We start from the raw sequence: 19,547 nt of genomic DNA, 5'->3' as shown, positions 1-19,547 counted from the left end.
GAAAAATATACGCAGCGGCAAGGCGTCAGGAAATCGTGACGCGGAAGCGGGCTACCGAATTCTTCAACAGTTCGGCGAGGTCATGCAGTTCATTGAACAAGGACAGGACTTGCTCGCGGCGCTGTTCGATGATTTCATTCTCGCTGAGGATGCTCTGGATGTTCTGCGCCACACTGTTGGCTGATGTCGCCTGATTTCCGGTCGAGGAGGAAATGTCCTGGATCAGTTCGGCCAGTTGGTTCGACACGCGCCGGATGTCCGACAGCGAAGCGCCGGCGGCATCGGAAAGCTTGGCGCCTTCGACCACCCCGGCGGTCGACTTTTCCATCGCCGCGACGGCATCGTGCGTATCGGCCTGAATCATGCGCACCAGCGCGCCGATCTGGCGCGTCGCTGCGCTGGAACGCTCCGCCAGGCGCTGGACCTCTTCCGCAACGACGGAAAAACCGCGCCCTGCTTCGCCGGCGGACGCCGCCTGGATAGCCGCGTTGAGCGCGAGCACGTTGGTCTGCTCGGTAATGTCGGAGATCAGTTCGGTGATCTCGCCGATTTCCTGCGACGACTCACCCAAGCGTTTGATGCGCTTGGAAGTCTCCTGAATCTGTTCGCGAATTTCATTCATGCCCTTGACCGCATCTTCCACCGCCTTGGCGCCGCGCTCGGCCACCACCACCGAATGACGCGCCACGTCGGCGGATTTGTTGGCGGAGAGCGATACGTCGGTGATCTGTATCGACATTTCCAGCATCGACTGGCCGGTATCGTGGATGCGGCGAGCCTGTATCTTGCCGGCGCTGGTCAGTTCCTGGGTATTTTCCTTGACCTGATTGGACGCCGCCGCCACTTGCGAGGCGGTGTGCGTGACCTGTCCGACCAGGCCGCGCAGTGCTTCCACCGTATAGTTGACCGAATCGGCAATGGCGCCGGTGATATCTTCCGAGACGGTGGTGTGCACGGTGAGGTCGCCGTCCGCCACTTTCTGCAACTCGTTCATCAGACGCAGGATCGCAGCCTGGTTAATGGCGTTGGTGCGCATGGCGCGCTCTTCCTGCTGTTGCGCGTGCAGCCGTTGCGCTTCCGCTTCCTGGCGGCGCAGTTCGGCTTCTTCGGCATTGCGGCGGCTGCTCTGCAACTGCACCCAGGCGATACCGATGCCGCAGATCAGCGCCGTCAGCATCGACGCCAGCATGACCCAGAAGGTCCAAGAACGCGATTCCTGCGCCTGCCGATAATCGTTTTGCAGCACGGTCAGATGTTGCTTCAGGGTTTCATTCTCGAGGAAGACCAGTTGTTCGGACTGCTTGGCCGCGATGAAATTTTGCAGGTTGCCGAGAATGTTGGCGACCAGCGGCTGGTATTCGCCGAACACTTTTTCCAGCTCGCCGAGCTTGTCGCGCACGTCCTTGTCGCGTGCGGCGCCGATGCCGAGGATTTCGCTGCCGTTCAGGAAGCCGTCGATAATGTCGCGGAAGGTGTTGACGTCCTTACCCAGCAAGAAAGCGGTTTCCGGATTGACGCCTTCGGACGTCAGAAATTCATTGGCGCTGCGGCCCAGACGCAAGGTCAGCAATACCAGTTGCCCGGCTGCGGCGATTTCGCGTGGAGAATTGCCGCCCTGCGATTGCAGCATCGAAATCTGCTCGCTCAGGTCGAGCAGATTGGGAGACAGCAATCGCAAGCGCGCCAGCGTGACGCCGAAACCGGTCAGCTCCGGCTGCAACTTGAGGATGGTGGCGGCAGCCTTGTCGGTGTGGTCCCATATTTTTTGCACATCGGTGAGCACCCCGATCATTTCCGGCTCGGGCTTGCGTATGGTGTAGCCTTGATACTCGCCGCCGCGCATCAACACGTTCAGGCCCTGGTTGAATTCCCTGCGGCTTTCCGAGAGCTGGCTGAACGCTTCTCGATTGCCCTGAATGGCGTTCGGCACGGCCTTGCCGATACGTTGGGAATGCATGACCAGATCGCTGGTGATATGCGCTTGCAAGCTGGCGTGGATATAGTGCTTGGAACCCAGCCAAAGGAAAAAGAACATGGAAAGCAGCGCCATGATCAACAGCAACAGCAGGATGCGCGTCTGCGCACGCAGCGAGTGGCGGCCGATGAAAGGCAACCGCGTATGCTGGTAGCGCTGCATGTACTGACCGGCTTTCGCGCTGACAAGCGACGCCGGATTCGCCTGTTTTCCTGACGATGCGACTGTTTTATTTTTTGATAGATACGGCAGCTTCAATGCCATGACTAAGGCTCCTTATTACCTGGTCGCTGCCACGCGGCGTGCGATTTCATTTTACAATCCGACATGCAAGAAGCGCGGATCGCCGACGATGCCGGCAAGACTGATTTCAGTCCATTCGTTCCTGTCGCCGTCGAGGTAGCAGTTCTTTGCATCTGCCGATGCATTCTTGTCGTCTTTTCGGAGCGTCATCTCCTGGATATGACGCAATCCCAGCACCCGGGACACCATGAAGCCGCTGGTGACGGACAGCGCGCCAGAGACGACGATGACGCGGTTTTCCTTTCCCGGGGCCTGCAATTCGCCGCCGAGGAAGCGATCAAGGTCGACCACGCCGATGAGATTGCCGCGCACATTGGCGAGTCCGAGATACCAGTCCTTGGTCAACGGCACCTTGGTGACGGGCATGAGACTGACGATTTCTCCGGCCTCGCGCAAATCGAGCAGGCAACGCCTGTCTCCGACCATCACGCCCAAGCGACTCTCGCGCATACCGGAGCCGTCGCGCGCGGCGTTCATGCGCTCCAGCAGGCGTGCCTGGAACTCATGCAACCTGCCGTGCTTCCATTGTTCGGGAACTGAGCCCACCGTCACTTCTTCTGTCATAGCGCCTTCATCCTGCCGGTCGGTCAGCCGATGGCGGCAATCTTGGACAGTAGCTCCTGCCCATTGACCGGCTTGACAATATATTCGCACGCTCCCTGACTGAGGGCCCAGATACGGTCCGTTTCCTGATCCTTGATGCTGCAGATCATGACCGGGATATCTTTCATGACCGGATCGCGAGTGATCAGACGCGTGATCTGAAAGCCATTCTTGCCCGGCATGACGACATCCATCAACACCAGTTGCGGCCGGTTGAGTCTGATTTTCTCTATCGCTTCTTTACCGTTGCCGGCAGTGTCGACTTCAAACCCGTTCCTGCCGAGGATATCAGCCAACAGATAGCGGTCCGTCGGCGAGTCGTCGACGACAAGGATTTTCTTGATCCCCATTGCGCTGTTGCTCCCTGCCTGAAATGCGCTAGAAAGACGCGGCAGCTTCCTTCGCTTTCGCGTACGTCCCGACAGCCTGCAGCAAACTGTCTTCCGAAAACGGCTTGGTCATGAACGCGGCCGCACCGACAATCGCGCCGCGCGCCCGGTCGAAGAGTCCGTCCTTGGACGACAGCATGATCACCGGAGTTGCATGGAATCTTGCATTTTTTTTAATTAATGCACAAGTCTGGTAACCGTCCAGCCTTGGCATCAGGATGTCGCAAAAAATGAGTGCAGGGTCGCAATCGACGATTTTGGATAAGGCGTCAAAGCCATTTTCGGCCAGGATGACCTGATGGCCGGCATGGCCGAGGAAGATTTCGGCGGAACGGCGGATGGTGCTGCTGTCGTCGACGACAAGGATCCGGAGCGCCGTTTGAGCCTGGATATCCGCCATCGATGCCTCCCTGGAAAAGCATTGTTTTGCGCGGCAGGACGTCGCCGACTCAGCCGACTATAGCAAAACACCCGCGCGTGCGATAAATGGAACAAACCCGCCTTATCCCCTTATTTGACGTAAAGCAGGATCATTGAGGATGTTGGTTGCAAAAACCACGGAGTTGCTGGATGCACAGGATGCGCAAACGCCTGCGCTCAGAGAGCGACCATTTCAAAGTCTTCCTTGCGGGCGCCGCATTCCGGACAAGTCCAGTTGATAGGCACGTCTTCCCAGCGTGTGCCTGGAGCAATGCCCTCGTCCGGCAAGCCGGCTTCTTCGTCGTAGATCCAACCACAAATCAGGCACATCCAAGTCTTAAATTCTGTTTTGCTATCGCTCACGGCTGACTTCCCTCAATTCAATCAAGTAAAATGGTAAACCAGATATCTTAATCTACTCGTCGTGCAAAACCAAACATCTCCACTGATATTAACCTTTGGCGCAGCCGACCCGGTCGGCGCAACCGGCATCCAGGCCGACCTGGCCACGTTCGCCGCCATGGGTTGCCACGGCTTGTCCATTATCACTTCCATTCTGGTCGGCGATACGGCGCGTATCGAAGACATTCAGGTCATCGACGTCGACTGGATGGCGGATCAGGCTCGCGTGATTCTGGAAGATATGCCGGTAGCGGCCTTCAAGGTCGGTGCAGTCGGCAGCATCGAGAATATTTCCGCAATCGCCGAAATCGTCTCCGATTATCCCGACATCCCCCTGATCCTCGACCCCTTCATCACCGCCATGCCCACCCAGGAAGGCGACGATGACGACAACCTGATCGCCATCCGCGAGCTGCTTATTCCGCAAACCACGCTGATGCTGGCTTCCGCCGTGGAACTCAACCGGCTAGCCGAAACCTGGCGCGAGCCGGTCCCCAACGACGCGCTTCAGCTCGACGCCATGCGCATCATCGAAATGGGCTGCGAATACTTGTTCATCACCGGCATGCCGGGCGAGACGCACGAAGTCGTCAATGCCCTGTTCGACGACTCCGGCGTGGTGCGCCGCGACAGTTGGCAACGCCTGCCGGGCGCCTTTACCGGCGCCGGCTCGACGCTGTCGGCCGCCATCTGCGCGATGCTGGCCAATGGCCTGGAAATCCCGGAAGCCGTGTCCGAAGCGCAGGAATTCACCCTCGCCGCCCTTGCCCACGCACAACGCCTGGGCATGGGCAAGCTGATCCCCGACCGCTATTTCTGGGCGCGCGAATCCGACGAACCCAACTAAACACTTTCTCATTCCGCATGAACGCACAAAACTCCGGCATCACCGATATCACCAACGCATCCCTGTTCGCCCGCGCCCAGAAAACCACGCCCGGCGGCGTCAACTCTCCCGTGCGCGCCTTCCGTTCGGTGGGCGGCACGCCGCGCTTCATCACAAAGGCGCAAGGCCCGTACTTCTGGGATGCGGAAGATCGCCGCTACATCGATTACATCGGCTCATGGGGGCCGGCCATCGTCGGCCACGCCCATCCGAAAGTGGTGCAAGCCGTGCAGGAAGCTGCCGCGCGCGGCCTGAGCTTCGGCGCGCCGACCGAAGGCGAAATCGAAATGGCGGAAGAAATCTGCAAGCTGGTGCCATCCATCGAACAAGTGCGACTGGTGTCGAGCGGCACCGAAGCGACCATGAGCGCCCTACGACTGGCGCGCGGCGCCACCAAACGCGACAAGATCGTCAAGTTCGAAGGCTGCTACCACGGCCACGCCGATTCCTTGCTGGTGAAGGCCGGCAGCGGTTTGTTGACGTTCGGCAACCCGACCTCATCGGGCGTGCCGGAAGATTTCGTCAAGCACACGCTGGTGCTTGACTACAACAACACACAACAACTGGAAGATGCCTTCAAGGCCGCTGGCAATGAAATCGCCTGCGTGATCGTGGAGCCGGTCGCCGGCAACATGAATCTGGTGCCGGCCACGCCCGTATTCCTGCAGACCATGCGCCGCCTGTGCACCGAATACGGCGCGGTCCTGATTTTCGACGAGGTGATGTCGGGTTTCCGCGTCGCCTTGGGCGGCGCGCAAGCGCTGTATGGCATTACGCCGGACCTGACCGCACTCGGCAAGGTCATCGGCGGCGGCTTGCCGGTCGCCGCCTTCGGCGGTCGCGCCGACATCATGAAGCACCTGGCGCCGCTGGGTGGGGTGTACCAGGCCGGCACGCTGTCGGGAAACCCAGTCGCGGTGGCGGCGGGACTGACGACGCTCAGGATCGTCCAGGAAGCCGGTTTCTACACCCGGCTGGCCGCACAGACGCGCAAGTTGGCCGACGGCCTCTGCGAAGCCGCCAGAGCCTCCAACGTGACATTTTCCGCCGATACACTGGGCGGCATGTTCGGCCTGTATTTCTCCGCGGCCGTGCCGACCAGCTATGCTGAAGTCATGCAGGGAGACAAGGAGCGTTTCAATGCCTTCTTCCATGCCATGCTCGACGCCGGCGTGTATCTGGCGCCATCGGCCTTTGAAGCCGGTTTTGTCTCGGCACAGCATGACGATGCCATCATCGCTGAGACGATCGCGGCGGCGCACAACGCTTTTGCCGCCATCGCGCGATAGCAGGTTGTTAATATTTAATGCATTCCTGCAACATGGAATACATCAAGCCCGCCCAACAAAAAAGGACGCCTGAGCGTCCTTTTTTTATGTCTTGGAAGACCTTGTTGCCAGTCTATGTCGGCAAAAATTATGCCGAGAACGACGACCCGCAACCGCAAGTGGTTGTGGCATTCGGATTCTTGATCACGAACTGCGCGCCTTCGAGATCGTCCTTGTAGTCGATCTCTGCGCCGACCAGGTACTGGTAGCTCATCGAATCGATCAGCAACTGAACACCGTTCTTGGTCATGGTAGTGTCGTCTTCGTTGACGATTTCATCGAAGGTGAAACCGTACTGGAAACCTGAGCAGCCGCCACCCTGCACGAACACGCGCAGCTTCAGGTCAGGGTTGCCTTCTTCTTCGATCAGTTGCGCAACCTTGGCGGCGGCGCTGTCGGAGAAGACCATAGGTGATGGGATCGAGGTATCTGGAATTTCTGCAACGGCATTCATATTAAGCTCCTGCATCAGCGGACAATGAAGACATTATAAGGTGTCTGAAAAAATCATGCATCGCCGCCGCTTGACGCGGCCAGCTTGAGTACCGGGGCCTCTTCTGTGTGGCCGTGGCTGAGCTTGCCGGAGACCAGCGCGCCACCATGCATTTCCAGAGCCTTGTAATACACATCTCCAGTTATGCGGGCTTTCGGCTGTAATTCAAGTAGCTCGACTGAATGAACATCGCCAATGATTTCGCCGTTGACGATCAGGTGTACCGCACGAATTTCGCCGACGATCTTGGCATGCTCGGAAATCACCAGAACGCTGGGCTGGCCGGGCTCGGCATTGATATTACCCTTGATATGACCGTCGATGCGCAGGCCGCCCTTGAAATTGACATCACCCTGGATATTGGTGGAAATGCCGATCAGGCTGTCGATGGTGCTCTTGGATTTACGTCCCAACATGATTTCACCTCACAAATTCACGGATTGCTGGGCGCGCATCTGGCCTCTTTCGAGTACGCGAGCCTGAATCGCCTTGATGGTTGCCCCCTCGGGCAAGGTCAACACACCTTCCACCCGTTGATAATACTTGAATGCGAGCTTGTAGCGCGCCAGATCTGTGGCGTTTTGCTCGGGGAAGTTGATAATAGCACTTTTGCCGCCCTGCAACACTGTTACGCTCAGTTGCAAGTTACCCACAAACTGCCGGCCTTTTTCACCCTGAATCGCCAGCAACTGGTAACGCACCTGATTCGGCACCACGATCTCGGCCTTGAGACGCTGGATGGTCACCCCGTCAACGCCGACATTGGTTGGCAACAAGCTTTCAAAGAATGACAGGTCTTCCTTCAGCTTGGCATTTTCGGTTTCCAGCGTCTTGATCTGGCCCGCAAGTTGCGTCTGGGCCGAACGCTCGATATTGAGCTGGCTCTCGGCGGCATTGGCGGTCGCGGAGAACTGCTCGCGCTCGGCATTCAATTTTTTCACCTGTTCGGTCAGCTCTGCAACCTGGTCGCGCATGCCGTCAGGATTCAGACCGGCGAAATTACTGCGCCCCAAATCGTAGGCCCACATTGCCACGGCACCGCCCAGACCAACCACCACCGCCAGAAACACCGCCCGCAAGGGCCAGGGCATATGGCGCTTGATGGTCATTTTCGGCGCCGAAATCGACATGCGCCGGACCCATAGTCTGTATTTCACGGCAAGACAGGCACATGCATCAGACCAGTGGTTTCATCCAGCCCGAACATGAGGTTCATGCACTGCACAGCCTGGCCGGAAGCGCCCTTGACCAGATTGTCCTGCACCACCAGCACGACCACGGTGTCGCCATTGTCCGGACGGTGCAGCGCAATGCGCAGCATATTGGACGCACGCGTAGTACGTGTTTCCGGGTGGGAACCGAACGGCATGACGTCGATGAAAGGCTCGCGCTTGTAGGCGTCTTCAAACAGCGCCTGCAATGCGGCATTGTCGATGTCCTTGGTCAGGCGCGCATACAGCGTCGAATGCATGCCTCGGATCATCGGCACCAGGTGCGGCGTGAACAGCAGGCCGATCTTGTCGTCGGTCAGCGTGCCCAGACGTTCCACGGTTTCCGGCGAGTGGCGGTGGCCGGAAACTCCATAAGCCTTGAAATTGTCGGAAGCTTCCGAAAACAGCGTGGCGATTTCCGCCTTGCGACCCGCGCCGGAGACGCCCGATTTGCAATCGGCGATCAGATGCGACGCATCGATGGCGCCAGCCTTGAGCAACGGCGCAAAGCCCAGTTGCATGGTGGTCGGATAACAACCCGGATTGCCGACGATGCGCGCCTTCCTGATGTTTTCGCGGTTAAGCTCAACCAGGCCGTAAGCAGCTTCCTTGAGCAGCTCAGGGCAACTATGCGGCATCTTGTACCATTTTTCAAACGCGGCGACGTCTTGCAGGCGGAAGTCGGCCGCCAGGTCGATGACCTTGACGCCGGCGGCGAGCAACTCTGGCGCCTGCGCCATCGCAACGCCATGCGGGGTCGCAAAGAAAACCACGTCGCAATCGGTTAATTTAGCCTTGTCCGGCGAGGAAAAAGCGATATCGACGCGACCGCGCAGCGACGGATACATTTCGGCAACCGGCATGCCATCTTCCTTGCGCGATGTCACTGCCTGCAATTGCACCTCAGGATGCGCGGCGAACAAGCGCAGCAATTCCACGCCTGTGTATCCTGTGCCGCCGACGATACCAACCTTGATCATGTTTTTCCTTGCTGAAAGAGCGTGCCTCGAGAGCGTTTTATTTTAACAGGAGAATATTGCCGTCACATTACCTGAAAATGATGCGACTCGAAACCCAAAAAAGACCCAAAAAACACATCGCTCGTCGGAACCGTTTCGCCGCCATAATGCAAAAAGCCGCCAGGCATTTCGCCGGCGGCTTTTCGGTGCTGCGAGTGTGCTGAAAAGCACGCGTCGGAATTAACGCTTGGAGAATTGCTTTGCGCGACGTGCCTTGCGCAGACCAACCTTCTTACGTTCGACTTCACGTGCATCGCGTGTCACGAAGCCGGCCTTGGACAGTTCCGGTTTCAACGTTGCATCGTAGTCGATCAGAGCGCGGGTGATGCCGTGACGAACGGCGCCTGCCTGGCCGGATTCACCGCCGCCGTGGACGTTGACCATGATGTCGAAGCGTTCGACGTTATTGGTCAGTTCCAGTGGTTGACGAATCACCATCAGGCCGGTTTCGCGCGAAAAATATTCGTTCGCGGGCTTGCCGTTGACGACGATCTTGCCCGAGCCGGACTTGATGAATACACGAGCCACTGCACTCTTGCGACGGCCGGTTCCGTAATTGTAGTTACCGATCATGTCTGTTCCTTAGAGTTCGAGTGCTTTAGGTTGCTGAGCAGCGTGCGGATGGTTGCCATCTGCATAAACCTTCAGCTTCTTGATCATCGCGTAGCCGAGCGGGCCCTTGGGCAGCATGCCCTTGACCGCTTTTTCCAGCGCGCGACCTGGAAAACGCTGTTGCATTTTCAGGAAATTGGTTTCGTAGATGCCGCCTGGATAGCCGCTGTGACGGTAGTACGTCTTTTCAGTTGCTTTGGTGCCAGTGACACGCAGTTTGCCGGCATTGATCACGACGATGAAATCGCCCGTATCGACGTGCGGAGTAAATTCTGGTTTGTGCTTGCCGCGCAGTCGGAGTGCCACTTCGCTGGCAACACGTCCGAGGACTTTGTCCGTCGCGTCAATCACGAACCACTCGCGCTTTACCTCATGGGCTTTAGCGGAAAAGGTTTTCATGTTGACTTCCTAAGTTAAAAATTAAACGCTCAATGTGGCGGTTCTGCGGCTATCGAACGGCGCATTGCGGTGCTTTGCTCGCGCTTTGTTCGTGATGCCGTCGCAGACTCTTCCTTGTTATCTTTCCCAGAGCGCACGGAAAGCCGAGAATTATAGCCTTTTCAAGGACTTAGCGTCAAACCCTTTATTCCCCGAGCCGCACGCCGTAGCCGTTTCGGCACATTTGCCTATGAACGCACGCCGGGATCAGGAGACAAAAAAAACCCGAAACGAGGGTTCCGGGTTTAAATCCACACCAAAGGAGGAGGGTGGAGGAGACATTGGCAGATTGCGTCAAAACGTCAATCAGTGAATTCAATATAGCAAACGAAATTGTGCGCCGCAAGATTTAATTTTGTCTATGTGGCGTAATTTAGAATTGAGTAAATGCCATTTTTTTTGTGCTTTGCAATATGCATTTTTTTGCCTATTTTCAGTCTGATATCTTTGGTGGCCCCAACCGGATTTCCGGGAAAAGTTACAATAGCGGCCTCCCTCTTCTTTACCAAACGAGAACGCATATGGAATGCACAGTACGCTGGACCGGTCTTTCCGGCATGACCTTCCTGGCCGAAACCGGCTCCGGCCATGTAGTCGCAATGGACGGCGCCCCGGACGGCGGCGGTCGCAACCTGGCGCCGCGCCCGATGGAAGTGGTGCTGCTGGGCACGGGAGGCTGCACTGCCTATGACGTGGTGGTGATTTTGCGCAAAAGCGGCCAGGATATTCGCGGCTGCGAAGTGACGCTGAAGTCGGAACGCGCCGAACAGGATCCGAAAGTGTTCACCAAGATCCACTTCCACTTCACGGTGCGCGGTCGCAACCTGAAGCAAAACGTAGTGGAGCGCGCCATCAAACTGTCGCACGACAAATATTGCTCGGCCTCCATCATGCTGGAGAAGACCGCTGAAATGACACATTCGTTTGAAATCGTCGACGACCTAGGCGACCAGGTGCAGCAACAGCAGTAAGGTTCAGCCTTGCCGCGAGGGCCATGCTGAACCTTGGCGTCAAATGCGAACGTTCAAATACGGTAGGCCACGGTAGTCATGACTTTCGACATCATTTTCATGATGCCGCGAATCGGTGCCGGCATGTCGGCGGCGCCCAGAGCCTTGGCGGCCTGGCCGTGTTCGACTTCATCCTTGCGCATCTGATCCACAATCGCGCGCGACCTGGCGTCTTGCGGCGGCAGCTTTTCCAGATGGCTGATCAGGTGCAGCTCGACCTGGCGCTCGGTTTCAGCGACGAAGCCGAGACTGCGCGCATCGCCGACGCGCGCGGCGATCGTGCCGAGCATGTAAGAACCGGCATACCACAATGGGTTCAGCAAACTCGTGCGTGAACCCAGTTCGCGCAAACGCTCTGCGGTCCATGCCAAATGGTCTTCCTCTTCAATGCCGGCATGAGCGAACTGCTGCTTCAATGCAGGCGTCCGGGAAAAGCGGCCTTGCGCATCGTACAGCGCCTGCGCGCACACTTCGCCGACATGGTTGACGCGCATCAGGCCCGCGCTGTGGCGCTTTTCTTCATCGCTCATGGCGGCATCGGCGATCTGCCCTGCCGGATTCGGCCGCGATGACGCCACCACGCCGCTGACGACGCGCAGCGCCTTGTCCAGATCGTGAATCAGTTTATCGGCGAATAACATAGCGCGCTCTCATTCCAAAATAAGCCGGCACAGCCGGTACATCAGGCCATTTTCCAGTTCACGGTTTCGCCGCCGTTGAGCGGCACGACGGTAGCGTCGCCCATCGGCAATTCGGCCGGAATGGTCCAGCTTTCGCGGCGCAACGTCACCGTGCCTTCGTTGCGCGGCAAATCGTAGAAGGCCGGGCCGTTGAAGCTGGCGAAAGCCTCCAACTTGTCCAGCGCACCGGCCTGGTCGAACGCCTGCGCATACAGTTCCAGCGCATGCAAAGCGGTGTAGCAGCCGGCGCAACCGCAGGCATGCTCTTTCAGGCCCTTGGCGTGCGGCGCCGAGTCGGTGCCGAGGAAGAACTTGTCGCTGCCCGACACCGCTGCCGCCACCAGCGCCTGACGATGCGTCTCGCGCTTCAGGACCGGCAGGCAATAGTAGTGCGGACGAATGCCGCCCTTGAAAATTTCATTGCGGTTGTACAACAGGTGATGCGCGGTAATCGTGGCGGCGGTCGGCCCCTCGGCCGACATCACATAGTCGGCAGCGTCCTTGGTGGTGATGTGTTCGAACACGACTTTCAGTGCGGGCATATCGCGGCGCAGCGGCTGCATCACGCGTTCGATGAAGACGGCTTCGCGGTCGAAAATATCGATCGCGGGGTCGGTGACTTCGCCATGGACCAGAAAAGGCATGCCGACTTCCTGCAGCGCTTCCAGCGTCTTGTAGCACTTGCGCAGGTCGGTCACGCCAGCGTCGGAATTGGTGGTGGCGCCGGCCGGATACAGTTTGACTGCGTGCACGAAACCGCTTTCCCTCGCCTTACGGATCTCTTCCGGCGGCGTATTGTCGGTCAGGTAGAGCACCATTAGCGGCTCGAACGTGGAGCCGGCCGGCAACGCTGCCAGAATACGGTCGCGATAGGCGCCGGCCAGCGCCACTGTGGTGACCGGCGGCTTCAGATTGGGCATGACGATCGCGCGCGCGAACTGACGGACGGTGTGCGGCAACACGCTCGCCAACGTCGCGCCGTCGCGCAAATGCAAATGCCAGTCATCCGGACGGGTAATGGTCACTACGTCGCTCATCGCTCTTCTCTTCCCTGACAGTTCTGTTTTCCCTATGCACACGCTGCGTTGCCTGCATCGCCTGCGCGAGTACGAAATCCACCTATTTTACCGCATGGGTGCGGCAGGCGATTGCGCCACATCGAGCGCAGGCGACCTTCCAGAAAGCAAAAAACCGCTGCGGCCGGGGCCGGAGCGGTTTGATGCGGACCGGACACCAAGGCGTCCAAACCCATCGATCAGTGCGTGATGATCTTGGCCAGGAAGTCACGCGCACGTTCCGAACGCGGTGAACCGAAGAAGTCCTCCTTCTTGCAATCCTCGACGATCAACCCCTTGTCCATGAAGATAACGCGGTTGGCGACCTTGCGCGCAAAGCCCATTTCGTGGGTCACGACCATCATGGTCATGCCTTCCTGCGCCAGGCCGACCATGACGTCCAGCACTTCGTTGATCATTTCCGGGTCGAGCGCCGAAGTCGGCTCATCGAACAGCATCGCGATCGGATCCATCGACAGCGCGCGGGCAATCGCCACACGTTGCTGCTGGCCGCCCGACAACTGGCCGGGGAACTTGTCTTTTTGCGCGATCAGGCCGACGCGATCCAGGTATTTCAGGCCCTTTTCGGTCGCTTCGTCAACGCTGCGGCCCAGCACCTTGACCTGGCCGATGGTCAGGTTTTCGCGGATCGACAGATGCGGAAACAGTTCGAAGTTCTGGAACACCATGCCGATGCGTGCACGCAGCTTCGACAGGTTGGTCTTCGGATCGCCGACGGAAACGCCGTCGACGGTGATCGTACCCTTCTGGAACGGCTCCAGGCCGTTGACGGTCTTGATCAGCGTCGACTTGCCCGAGCCCGACGGACCGCAAACCACGACGACGTCGCCCTTGGCGACGCTGGTGGTGCAATCGGTGAGAACCTGAAAGCTGCCGTACCACTTGCTGACATTGTTGAGTTCAATCATTTATTTCTCCTAATTCCTGAATACGGTATGTCCGCCGGCGTCAGGCGCAGTCCGCGCCGGCGAGAATCGGTTAGCGAATGATGGCGATCTTGTGCTGGAAGCGTTTCACAAATTGCGACAGCGCGAAGCTGAGCACAAAGTAGACCACGGCGACAAACAGGTACATTTCCACCAGGCGGCCGTCGCGCTGGGCGATCTTGGATGCACTGGTCACAAAATCCGGCACCGAACCCAGCACATACACCAGCGACACGTCCTGGAACAGCACGATGGTCTGGGTCAGCAGGATCGGCGTGACGTTGCGGAACGCCTGCGGCAGCACCACGTTGCCCATCATTTGCCAGTAGTTCATGCCGATGGCGTAGCCGGCGAATACCTGGCCGCGCGGGATCGACTGGATACCCGAACGCATGATTTCGCAATAGTACGCAGCTTCAAACAGGATGAACGTGATAAGCGCCGACTGGAACGCGCCGACCTGGATCGGTTCGCTGGCGCCGATCACCCAGGCGCCGATGAACGGCACCAGGAAGTAGAACCAGAAAATCACCAGCACCAGCGGCACCGAACGGATCAGATTGACATAGGTCGTCGCGATGAACGACAGCGGCTTGTTGCTGGACAGGCGCATCATCGCCAGCAAGGTGCCGATGACGATGCCGCCGACCATCGCCGAAATGGTCAGCACCAGCGTGAACTTGAGACCGGTCGTGATCAGGTAGAACCACGAGCGCTCAATGATATCGAAGTCGAAATTGGAAAACATGGTTTAATGCCCTCCCGTACTGGAACTGCCGGTCGTGATGTAACCTGGCACGGCGGTGACCTTTTCCAGGACGCGCGCCAGCAGCAGTGCGATGACGGAAATAATGATGTAGATAACGGTGGCGCCGGTGAGCGATTCGAAGGTCTGGAAAGTGAATTCGCGCATCGAATAGGTCGCAGCCGTCAGTTCCACCAGACCGATGGTCAGCGCCACCGAGCTGTTCTTGATGATCGCCGCAAACTCATTGGTCAGCGCCGGAATGATGATACGGAACGCCATCGGCAACAGCACATAACGGTATGTCTGCACCGGCGTCAGGCCCAGTGCGGCACCCGCCATGCGCTGACCGCGCGGTAGTGCATTGATGCCAGTGCTCACCTGCACCGCGACGCGCGACGAGGTGAAGAACCCCAGCGCCAGGAAAGCGGTGATAAAAGAGGCTTCAGGCAGGCTCTTGAGCCAGTCGCCCAAGGCCGCAGGCACCAGTTCCGGCATCACGAAGTACCAGAGGAACATCTGGACCAGCAGCGGAATATTGCGGAACAGCTCAACGTAGCCGTTGGCGATCTTGACGGCCCAGGGTTTCTGGGTCGTACGGATGGTGCCGATGACTGTGCCCAGAATCAGCGCCATGATCCAGGCCAGCACAGCCGTGGCGATGGTCCATTTCAGGCCGATCAGTAATGTATCGATATAGGGGATGCCATCGGGAGACTGCTCCCAGAATATGCCCCAGTTCCAGTTGTAATGCATAAATGCCCTCGTCTTCTCGTCTCGACTCGTTTGCGATCAAGAGCACTATCTTCATAGTGCACTTCGGCTGCCTGCGCCATTGCTCCCGCAGGGGAGAAACAGCGTTCTGAACAGGTCCTGCTTTCTTCGCCAACTTAAACAAAACGGGGGACAACTCCCCCGTTTCGTTTTATTGCAGCACGTCAATCAAATACTGTGCTTCCAGCTTGCTCTTCGGCTTATTTCTTCTTCGAAGATTGCTTTTGCGCTTCAGGCACGGCTGCGTAAGTCGACGGTTCGCCGGAATCGGTAGGCTTGGCGAAGACAGCTTGCAGTTGCGGGCTCATCGGCACGTTCAGGTTGACACCCTTTGGCGGGATCGGCGATTGGAACCACTTCGCATAGATCTTCTTGATGTCGTCGCCCTTGTAGACGTTGATCAGAGCATCGTCGACCACCTTCTTGAAGGCAGTGTCGCCCAATGGCAGGATCAGGCCGTACGGCTCAACCGACAGCGCTTCGCTGGACACAACGTAATCGCCGGGCGCCTTGGAATTGGCAGCCAGCGAGGACAGCAGGATGTCGTCCATGACGAACGCCACTGCGCGGCCGGTTTCAACCATCAGGAAAGCTTCGGCGTGATCTTTGGCAGCCAGGATGTTCATGCCCAGGTTGCGTTCGGTGTTCAGCGTGGTGATTTGCTTCAGGTTGGAAGTACCGGAAGTCGACACGATGGTCTTGCCCTTCAGGTCATCCAGCGTCTTCAGGTTGGCCGATTTCTTCGACAGGAAACGGTTCGCGGTAACGAATTCGGTGACGGCGAAAGCGACTTGCTTTTGACGTTCCATGTTGTTGGTCGCGGAATCGCACGAAATGTCGGTGGTGCCGTTGGCGATCAGCGGAATGCGGGTTGCCGAAGTCACCGGCACCATCTTCACATTCAGCGAGGTCAGACCCAGTTTCTTTTGGATTGCGGTTGCAGCCTTCAGGCACAGATCGATCGAGTAACCTTGATACGATTGCTTGTCGTCCAGATAGGAGAAAGGAATCGATGCATCGCGCACACCCAGCGTCAGCGTGCCGGTGTCTTTGATCTTCTTCAGACGACCTGTGAACTCTTCAGCGTGGACCGAACCCATCAATACGCTTGCCCCAACCAATACCCCTGCTAGCTTTAATAACTTCATGTGACCTCCTGGAAAAATTTTTACGTAGTGTACCAAAAGCCCTTCTTCAAAAATAGTCTTCATTCTTGAAAAGAGGCCATTCTGCTCTCAATTTGCCTTAGCTTCCCAAATCCTGTCCTGGCGCGCTTTCCGCCGCCCCTGCCTCGATTTTCAGTCATCGCCGACCTTGTCCGTCGGATAACGCAGAGTATCGCGCAAAATGAACCCCATCGGCATATTCATCGCCGGCACGGTGGCGCTGATCGGCTGCATGAACCAGCGGTCGTAAATCTTGAATATCTCGCCCGACCGGACAATACGCACCATCTGCAAGTCCACATATCTCTTGAACTCCGGATCGCCCTTGCGCATCATGATGCCGTACGGCTCCAGCGAAAGCGCGTCGCCGGTCACAATATATCGCTCAGGATGCGGCACCGACAACAGATAGCGCCGCAACAACACATCCTCCATCACAAAAGCATCTGCCTTGCCTTGCTCGACGCTCTCAAAGGCGCTTTCGTTATACGCCACCTCGACAATTTTGAGATCGAGCGAGCGTATCTTGCTGCGCTGCTCAACCAGTTCCACCATCGGCGTATTGCGCGGCACGACAATCGTTTTACCGCGCAGATCTTCCCAGTTGTGAATACCGGAATTCGCCTTCACCAGCATACGCACCGTCGCGAAAAAATGCGGAACGGTAAACGCTGCGATCTTCCTGCGTTCGGCGTTGTTCGTTGAGGTGCTGCATTCGAGATCGGCCTTGTTCTGATCCAGCGCGATGAAACGCGTCACCGTATCGACTTCCATGAACTGCACCTGCATACGCGGCAATTTCAAATCCTTGCGCAAACCTTCCGCAATTTTCTGGCATAGCTCGATCGTATAACCCGTCACCTGCTTGTCGTCATTCACAAAGGCAAACGGCGTCGTGCCGTTGAGATACGCAATTACCAGCGTATTGGTGCGCCTGATTTTTTCAAGCGTTCCTTCTGCACCGGCAAACAGCGGCAAACTCATGCATGCTGCAACAAACGTCCATCGCTTCACTGCCTGGCCGACGAACCGGATCATCATGGCGGACTCTCTTACCGGCATCCTGCGCCGGAGAATAACAAAGAGCAAGTATCATGCCAGAAAATCAAGCACCTGATGTGCCGATCAGCACCGCAATTCGCACCTTTATTCGTCCATTTGCCTTTGCCGCATGCAGCCATGCGTAGCGGCTAGCCGCTACGGCAAACATCACAAGAAGAAAAAGAGACCGGATGGCGGCGCGCATGACAGTTGCACGCGCTCAGCCATGGCTGAATGCCGTCGTCTGCATATGTTTTTGGCGGGGATGTCTCCTCCTTACGCGCACAACATCGCTTGCAGACAGCGACGGGAAACATGCAACGAAACGCCTCTGCGTTCCCACAAGCCCGGCTTTCCGAAACGTGTTGCCGATTTTACTTTTTCAAATCCTGCGACATCCGAAAGACATTGATCTTGTTTTTTCTTCCGAATGCCGCACTGTTTCTTTACTTTACAGCGACCGTATCATGGATACAAACCGCGCATTTCACGCGCTTGCAAAACGCGCGTGCATGCCACGATGAACGCGGCTGTGCGCAGCGACACTTTCTTTTCTTCCGCCAGTTGCCACACTGCCGCAAACGCTTCGCGCATGATGCGCGTGAGGCGCAGGTTGATCTCGTCTTCGGTCCAGAAGAAGCTCGAGAAGTCCTGTACCCATTCGAAGTAACTCACCGTCACGCCGCCGGCGTTGGCGATCACGTCGGGCACGATCAGCACGCCCTTGTCGCGCAGGATATCGTCAGCCGCCGGCGTGGTGGGGCCATTGGCGCCTTCCAGAATGATCTTCGCGCGAATCGACGACGCATTGCTTACTGTGATTTGCTGTTCGAGTGCGGCAGGCACCAGAATGTCGCAATCGGTTGCCCAAAACTGGGCGCGGTCCTTCACTTCGTCCGCGCCCGGGAAACCGGCAACGCTGCCGTGCTCCGCCACGTAAGCCTGCAGCGCCGGCACATCCAGGCCGCTGTCGCGCACGACCGTGGTGACGTGATCCTGCACCGCCACCACTTTCGCACCGGCCTCTGCAAACAGGCGCGCGGCGATGCCGCCGACGTTGCCGAAACCTTGCACCGCCACACGCGAATCCTTGATGTCGAGATGGCGCTTGGCGGCGGCTTCGCAACCCACCACGAACACGCCGCGGCCGGTCGCTTCATGGCGTCCCAGGCTGCCGCCGAGCGAGATCGGCTTGCCGGTCACGACGCCCGAAGACGTGCTGCCCTGATTCATGGAATAGGTATCCATCATCCACGCCATGATCTGCGAATCGGTATTGACGTCCGGCGCCGGGATATCCTTGTTCGGTCCGATGATGATGCCGATTTCGCTGGTGTAACGGCGCGTCACTCGCTGCAGTTCGCCGCGCGACAAGGTCTTGGGATCGACGCGGATGCCGCCCTTGGCGCCGCCGTACGGCACATTGACTGCTGCGTTCTTGACGGTCATCCAGGCCGACAGCGCCATCACTTCGGACAAGGTCACATCCTGGTGGAAACGCACGCCGCCCTTGCCGGGACCGCGCGAGGTATTGTGCTGCACGCGATAGCCCTCGAAGTGAGCGATGGTGCCGTTGTCGCGTTCGATGGGTACGTCGACGATCAGTATGCGCTTGGGGCGCTTCAGGGTCTCCACCCAGCGCGCGAGCGAGCCGAGATAAGGGGTGACACGGTCGATCTGTTCGAGATAATCGCCCCATGGACCGATGCCATGTGGAGTAAGGTATGAGGGAACTTCGTGCTGGACTGGTACGTTCGACATGATGCAATCGCTCCTTGTGTTAGCCGTGCTGGCCGAGGCTGCTGCAAAATTAATCAAACTCGCGGAACTCAATGTAACGCCATCCTACTCCTTCGGAAGCGGGAATTGTCGCGCAGTGTTGCTCAATTTTTCAGCCGCCGCCGAGACAAAAACCCGGGCAGGAATGCGGATACGTCGGCACCAAACCATCGTGCAAACTTGATATCCAGACACGCCATCGACAGCGACGCCATCGTAGGACAAGGCAATGCAGCAAAGCTAATGCTTTGTACGCATGCAACTATGCAAT

At 57.7% G+C, this 19,547-nt stretch carries 24 protein-coding genes; 4 read left to right on the top strand and 20 right to left on the bottom strand.

The annotated features are described in order from the left end of the window. Positions 1-25: 25 nt before the first annotated feature. The 5 genes from RV1423_RS18825 to RV1423_RS18805 form a co-directional block, all read right to left on the bottom strand. On the bottom strand, positions 26-2,239 hold the full coding sequence (locus RV1423_RS18825) for a methyl-accepting chemotaxis protein (protein ID WP_034299931.1): 2,214 nt from the start codon (positions 2,237-2,239) through the stop codon (positions 26-28). A 51-nt stretch (positions 2,240-2,290) separates the two neighbouring features. Beyond that, a complete protein-coding gene (locus tag RV1423_RS18820) occupies positions 2,291-2,842 on the bottom strand; it encodes a chemotaxis protein CheW (protein ID WP_051516776.1) in 552 nt (183 codons plus the stop codon). Positions 2,843-2,865: 23 nt separating this feature from the next. Further along, positions 2,866-3,231 carry a response regulator transcription factor gene (locus RV1423_RS18815; protein ID WP_034299929.1) on the bottom strand — a complete coding sequence of 122 codons (366 nt, stop codon included), beginning with the start codon at positions 3,229-3,231 and terminating at the stop codon, positions 2,866-2,868. 28 nt (positions 3,232-3,259) lie between these two features. Continuing rightward, on the bottom strand, positions 3,260-3,670 hold the full coding sequence (locus tag RV1423_RS18810; protein ID WP_034299927.1) for a PleD family two-component system response regulator: 411 nt from the start codon (positions 3,668-3,670) through the stop codon (positions 3,260-3,262). 197 nt (positions 3,671-3,867) lie between these two features. Next, positions 3,868-4,020, bottom strand: a complete 153-nt coding sequence (locus tag RV1423_RS18805; protein WP_034299925.1) for a rubredoxin — start codon at positions 4,018-4,020, stop codon at positions 3,868-3,870. Positions 4,021-4,114: 94 nt separating this feature from the next. Here RV1423_RS18805 and RV1423_RS18800 point away from each other — a divergent pair, with 94 nt between their 5' ends. Then, on the top strand, positions 4,115-4,939 hold the full coding sequence (locus RV1423_RS18800) for a hydroxymethylpyrimidine/phosphomethylpyrimidine kinase (RefSeq protein WP_034299923.1): 825 nt from the start codon (positions 4,115-4,117) through the stop codon (positions 4,937-4,939). A gap of 17 nt (positions 4,940-4,956) precedes the next feature. Next, on the top strand, positions 4,957-6,267 hold the full coding sequence (gene hemL / locus RV1423_RS18795; RefSeq protein WP_034299921.1) for a glutamate-1-semialdehyde 2,1-aminomutase: 1,311 nt from the start codon (positions 4,957-4,959) through the stop codon (positions 6,265-6,267). Between the two features lie 127 nt (positions 6,268-6,394). Here hemL and erpA read toward each other — a convergent pair whose 3' ends face one another. The 6 genes from erpA to rplM all read right to left on the bottom strand — a co-directional run bounded on the left by erpA (position 6,395) and on the right by rplM (position 10,040). Beyond that, complete coding sequence (gene erpA, locus RV1423_RS18790; protein ID WP_034299918.1) at positions 6,395-6,760, bottom strand: iron-sulfur cluster insertion protein ErpA; 366 nt, start codon at positions 6,758-6,760, stop codon at positions 6,395-6,397. Positions 6,761-6,813: 53 nt separating this feature from the next. Then, positions 6,814-7,215, bottom strand: a complete 402-nt coding sequence (locus RV1423_RS18785) for a polymer-forming cytoskeletal protein (RefSeq protein WP_034299915.1) — start codon at positions 7,213-7,215, stop codon at positions 6,814-6,816. 9 nt (positions 7,216-7,224) lie between these two features. Continuing rightward, positions 7,225-7,929, bottom strand: a complete 705-nt coding sequence (locus tag RV1423_RS18780) for a DUF6776 family protein (RefSeq protein WP_034299912.1) — start codon at positions 7,927-7,929, stop codon at positions 7,225-7,227. Positions 7,930-7,952: 23 nt separating this feature from the next. Next, the gene (gene argC, locus RV1423_RS18775; RefSeq protein ID WP_034299909.1) at positions 7,953-8,990 is read right to left on the bottom strand and encodes an N-acetyl-gamma-glutamyl-phosphate reductase; all 1,038 of its coding nucleotides are present in this window, start codon (positions 8,988-8,990) and stop codon (positions 7,953-7,955) included. A gap of 219 nt (positions 8,991-9,209) precedes the next feature. Beyond that, entirely contained in the window at positions 9,210-9,602 is a 393-nt protein-coding gene (gene rpsI, locus RV1423_RS18770; RefSeq protein ID WP_034299906.1) for a 30S ribosomal protein S9, read from the bottom strand. Between the two features lie 9 nt (positions 9,603-9,611). Beyond that, positions 9,612-10,040, bottom strand: coding sequence for a 50S ribosomal protein L13 (gene rplM, locus RV1423_RS18765; protein ID WP_007877931.1), 429 nt, complete (start codon positions 10,038-10,040; stop codon positions 9,612-9,614). Positions 10,041-10,600: 560 nt separating this feature from the next. Between rplM and RV1423_RS18760 the strand changes: the two genes are divergently transcribed. After that, entirely contained in the window at positions 10,601-11,050 is a 450-nt protein-coding gene (locus RV1423_RS18760; RefSeq protein WP_034299902.1) for an OsmC family protein, read from the top strand. Between the two features lie 53 nt (positions 11,051-11,103). Here RV1423_RS18760 and coq7 read toward each other — a convergent pair whose 3' ends face one another. The 9 genes from coq7 to RV1423_RS18720 all read right to left on the bottom strand — a co-directional run bounded on the left by coq7 (position 11,104) and on the right by RV1423_RS18720 (position 19,258). Next, positions 11,104-11,730, bottom strand: a complete 627-nt coding sequence (gene coq7, locus RV1423_RS18755; RefSeq protein WP_034299899.1) for a 2-polyprenyl-3-methyl-6-methoxy-1,4-benzoquinone monooxygenase — start codon at positions 11,728-11,730, stop codon at positions 11,104-11,106. A 41-nt stretch (positions 11,731-11,771) separates the two neighbouring features. After that, the gene (gene pyrC, locus RV1423_RS18750) at positions 11,772-12,806 is read right to left on the bottom strand and encodes a dihydroorotase (protein ID WP_034299896.1); all 1,035 of its coding nucleotides are present in this window, start codon (positions 12,804-12,806) and stop codon (positions 11,772-11,774) included. A gap of 218 nt (positions 12,807-13,024) precedes the next feature. Then, positions 13,025-13,753 carry an amino acid ABC transporter ATP-binding protein gene (locus tag RV1423_RS18745; RefSeq protein ID WP_034299894.1) on the bottom strand — a complete coding sequence of 243 codons (729 nt, stop codon included), beginning with the start codon at positions 13,751-13,753 and terminating at the stop codon, positions 13,025-13,027. A 70-nt stretch (positions 13,754-13,823) separates the two neighbouring features. Then, complete coding sequence (locus tag RV1423_RS18740) at positions 13,824-14,519, bottom strand: amino acid ABC transporter permease (protein WP_034299892.1); 696 nt, start codon at positions 14,517-14,519, stop codon at positions 13,824-13,826. Between the two features lie 3 nt (positions 14,520-14,522). Continuing rightward, on the bottom strand, positions 14,523-15,272 hold the full coding sequence (locus tag RV1423_RS18735; RefSeq protein WP_034299891.1) for an amino acid ABC transporter permease: 750 nt from the start codon (positions 15,270-15,272) through the stop codon (positions 14,523-14,525). A 218-nt stretch (positions 15,273-15,490) separates the two neighbouring features. Beyond that, positions 15,491-16,438: an amino acid ABC transporter substrate-binding protein gene (locus tag RV1423_RS18730; protein WP_034299889.1), complete on the bottom strand. Its 948-nt coding sequence runs from the start codon at positions 16,436-16,438 to the stop codon at positions 15,491-15,493. A 150-nt stretch (positions 16,439-16,588) separates the two neighbouring features. Further along, positions 16,589-17,497 carry an amino acid ABC transporter substrate-binding protein gene (locus RV1423_RS18725; protein WP_051516775.1) on the bottom strand — a complete coding sequence of 303 codons (909 nt, stop codon included), beginning with the start codon at positions 17,495-17,497 and terminating at the stop codon, positions 16,589-16,591. Positions 17,498-17,561: 64 nt separating this feature from the next. Then, positions 17,562-17,702 carry a hypothetical protein gene (locus tag RV1423_RS29935; protein ID WP_155835160.1) on the bottom strand — a complete coding sequence of 47 codons (141 nt, stop codon included), beginning with the start codon at positions 17,700-17,702 and terminating at the stop codon, positions 17,562-17,564. 260 nt (positions 17,703-17,962) lie between these two features. Beyond that, the gene (locus RV1423_RS18720) at positions 17,963-19,258 is read right to left on the bottom strand and encodes a Glu/Leu/Phe/Val dehydrogenase (protein WP_034299887.1); all 1,296 of its coding nucleotides are present in this window, start codon (positions 19,256-19,258) and stop codon (positions 17,963-17,965) included. On the opposite strand from RV1423_RS18720, the gene RV1423_RS18715 reads away from it, so the two are divergent. Continuing rightward, complete coding sequence (locus RV1423_RS18715) at positions 19,257-19,460, top strand: hypothetical protein (protein WP_034299885.1); 204 nt, start codon at positions 19,257-19,259, stop codon at positions 19,458-19,460. The genes RV1423_RS18720 and RV1423_RS18715 overlap by 2 nt on opposite strands. The last annotated feature ends 87 nt before the right edge of the window (positions 19,461-19,547 follow it).

Origin of the sequence: Herbaspirillum sp. RV1423, from assembly GCF_000577615.1 — a bacterium.
In the GTDB taxonomy this organism is placed as follows: Bacteria; Pseudomonadota; Gammaproteobacteria; order Burkholderiales; family Burkholderiaceae_D; genus Herbaspirillum.
This window is presented reverse-complemented; position numbering and strand designations above follow the sequence as displayed.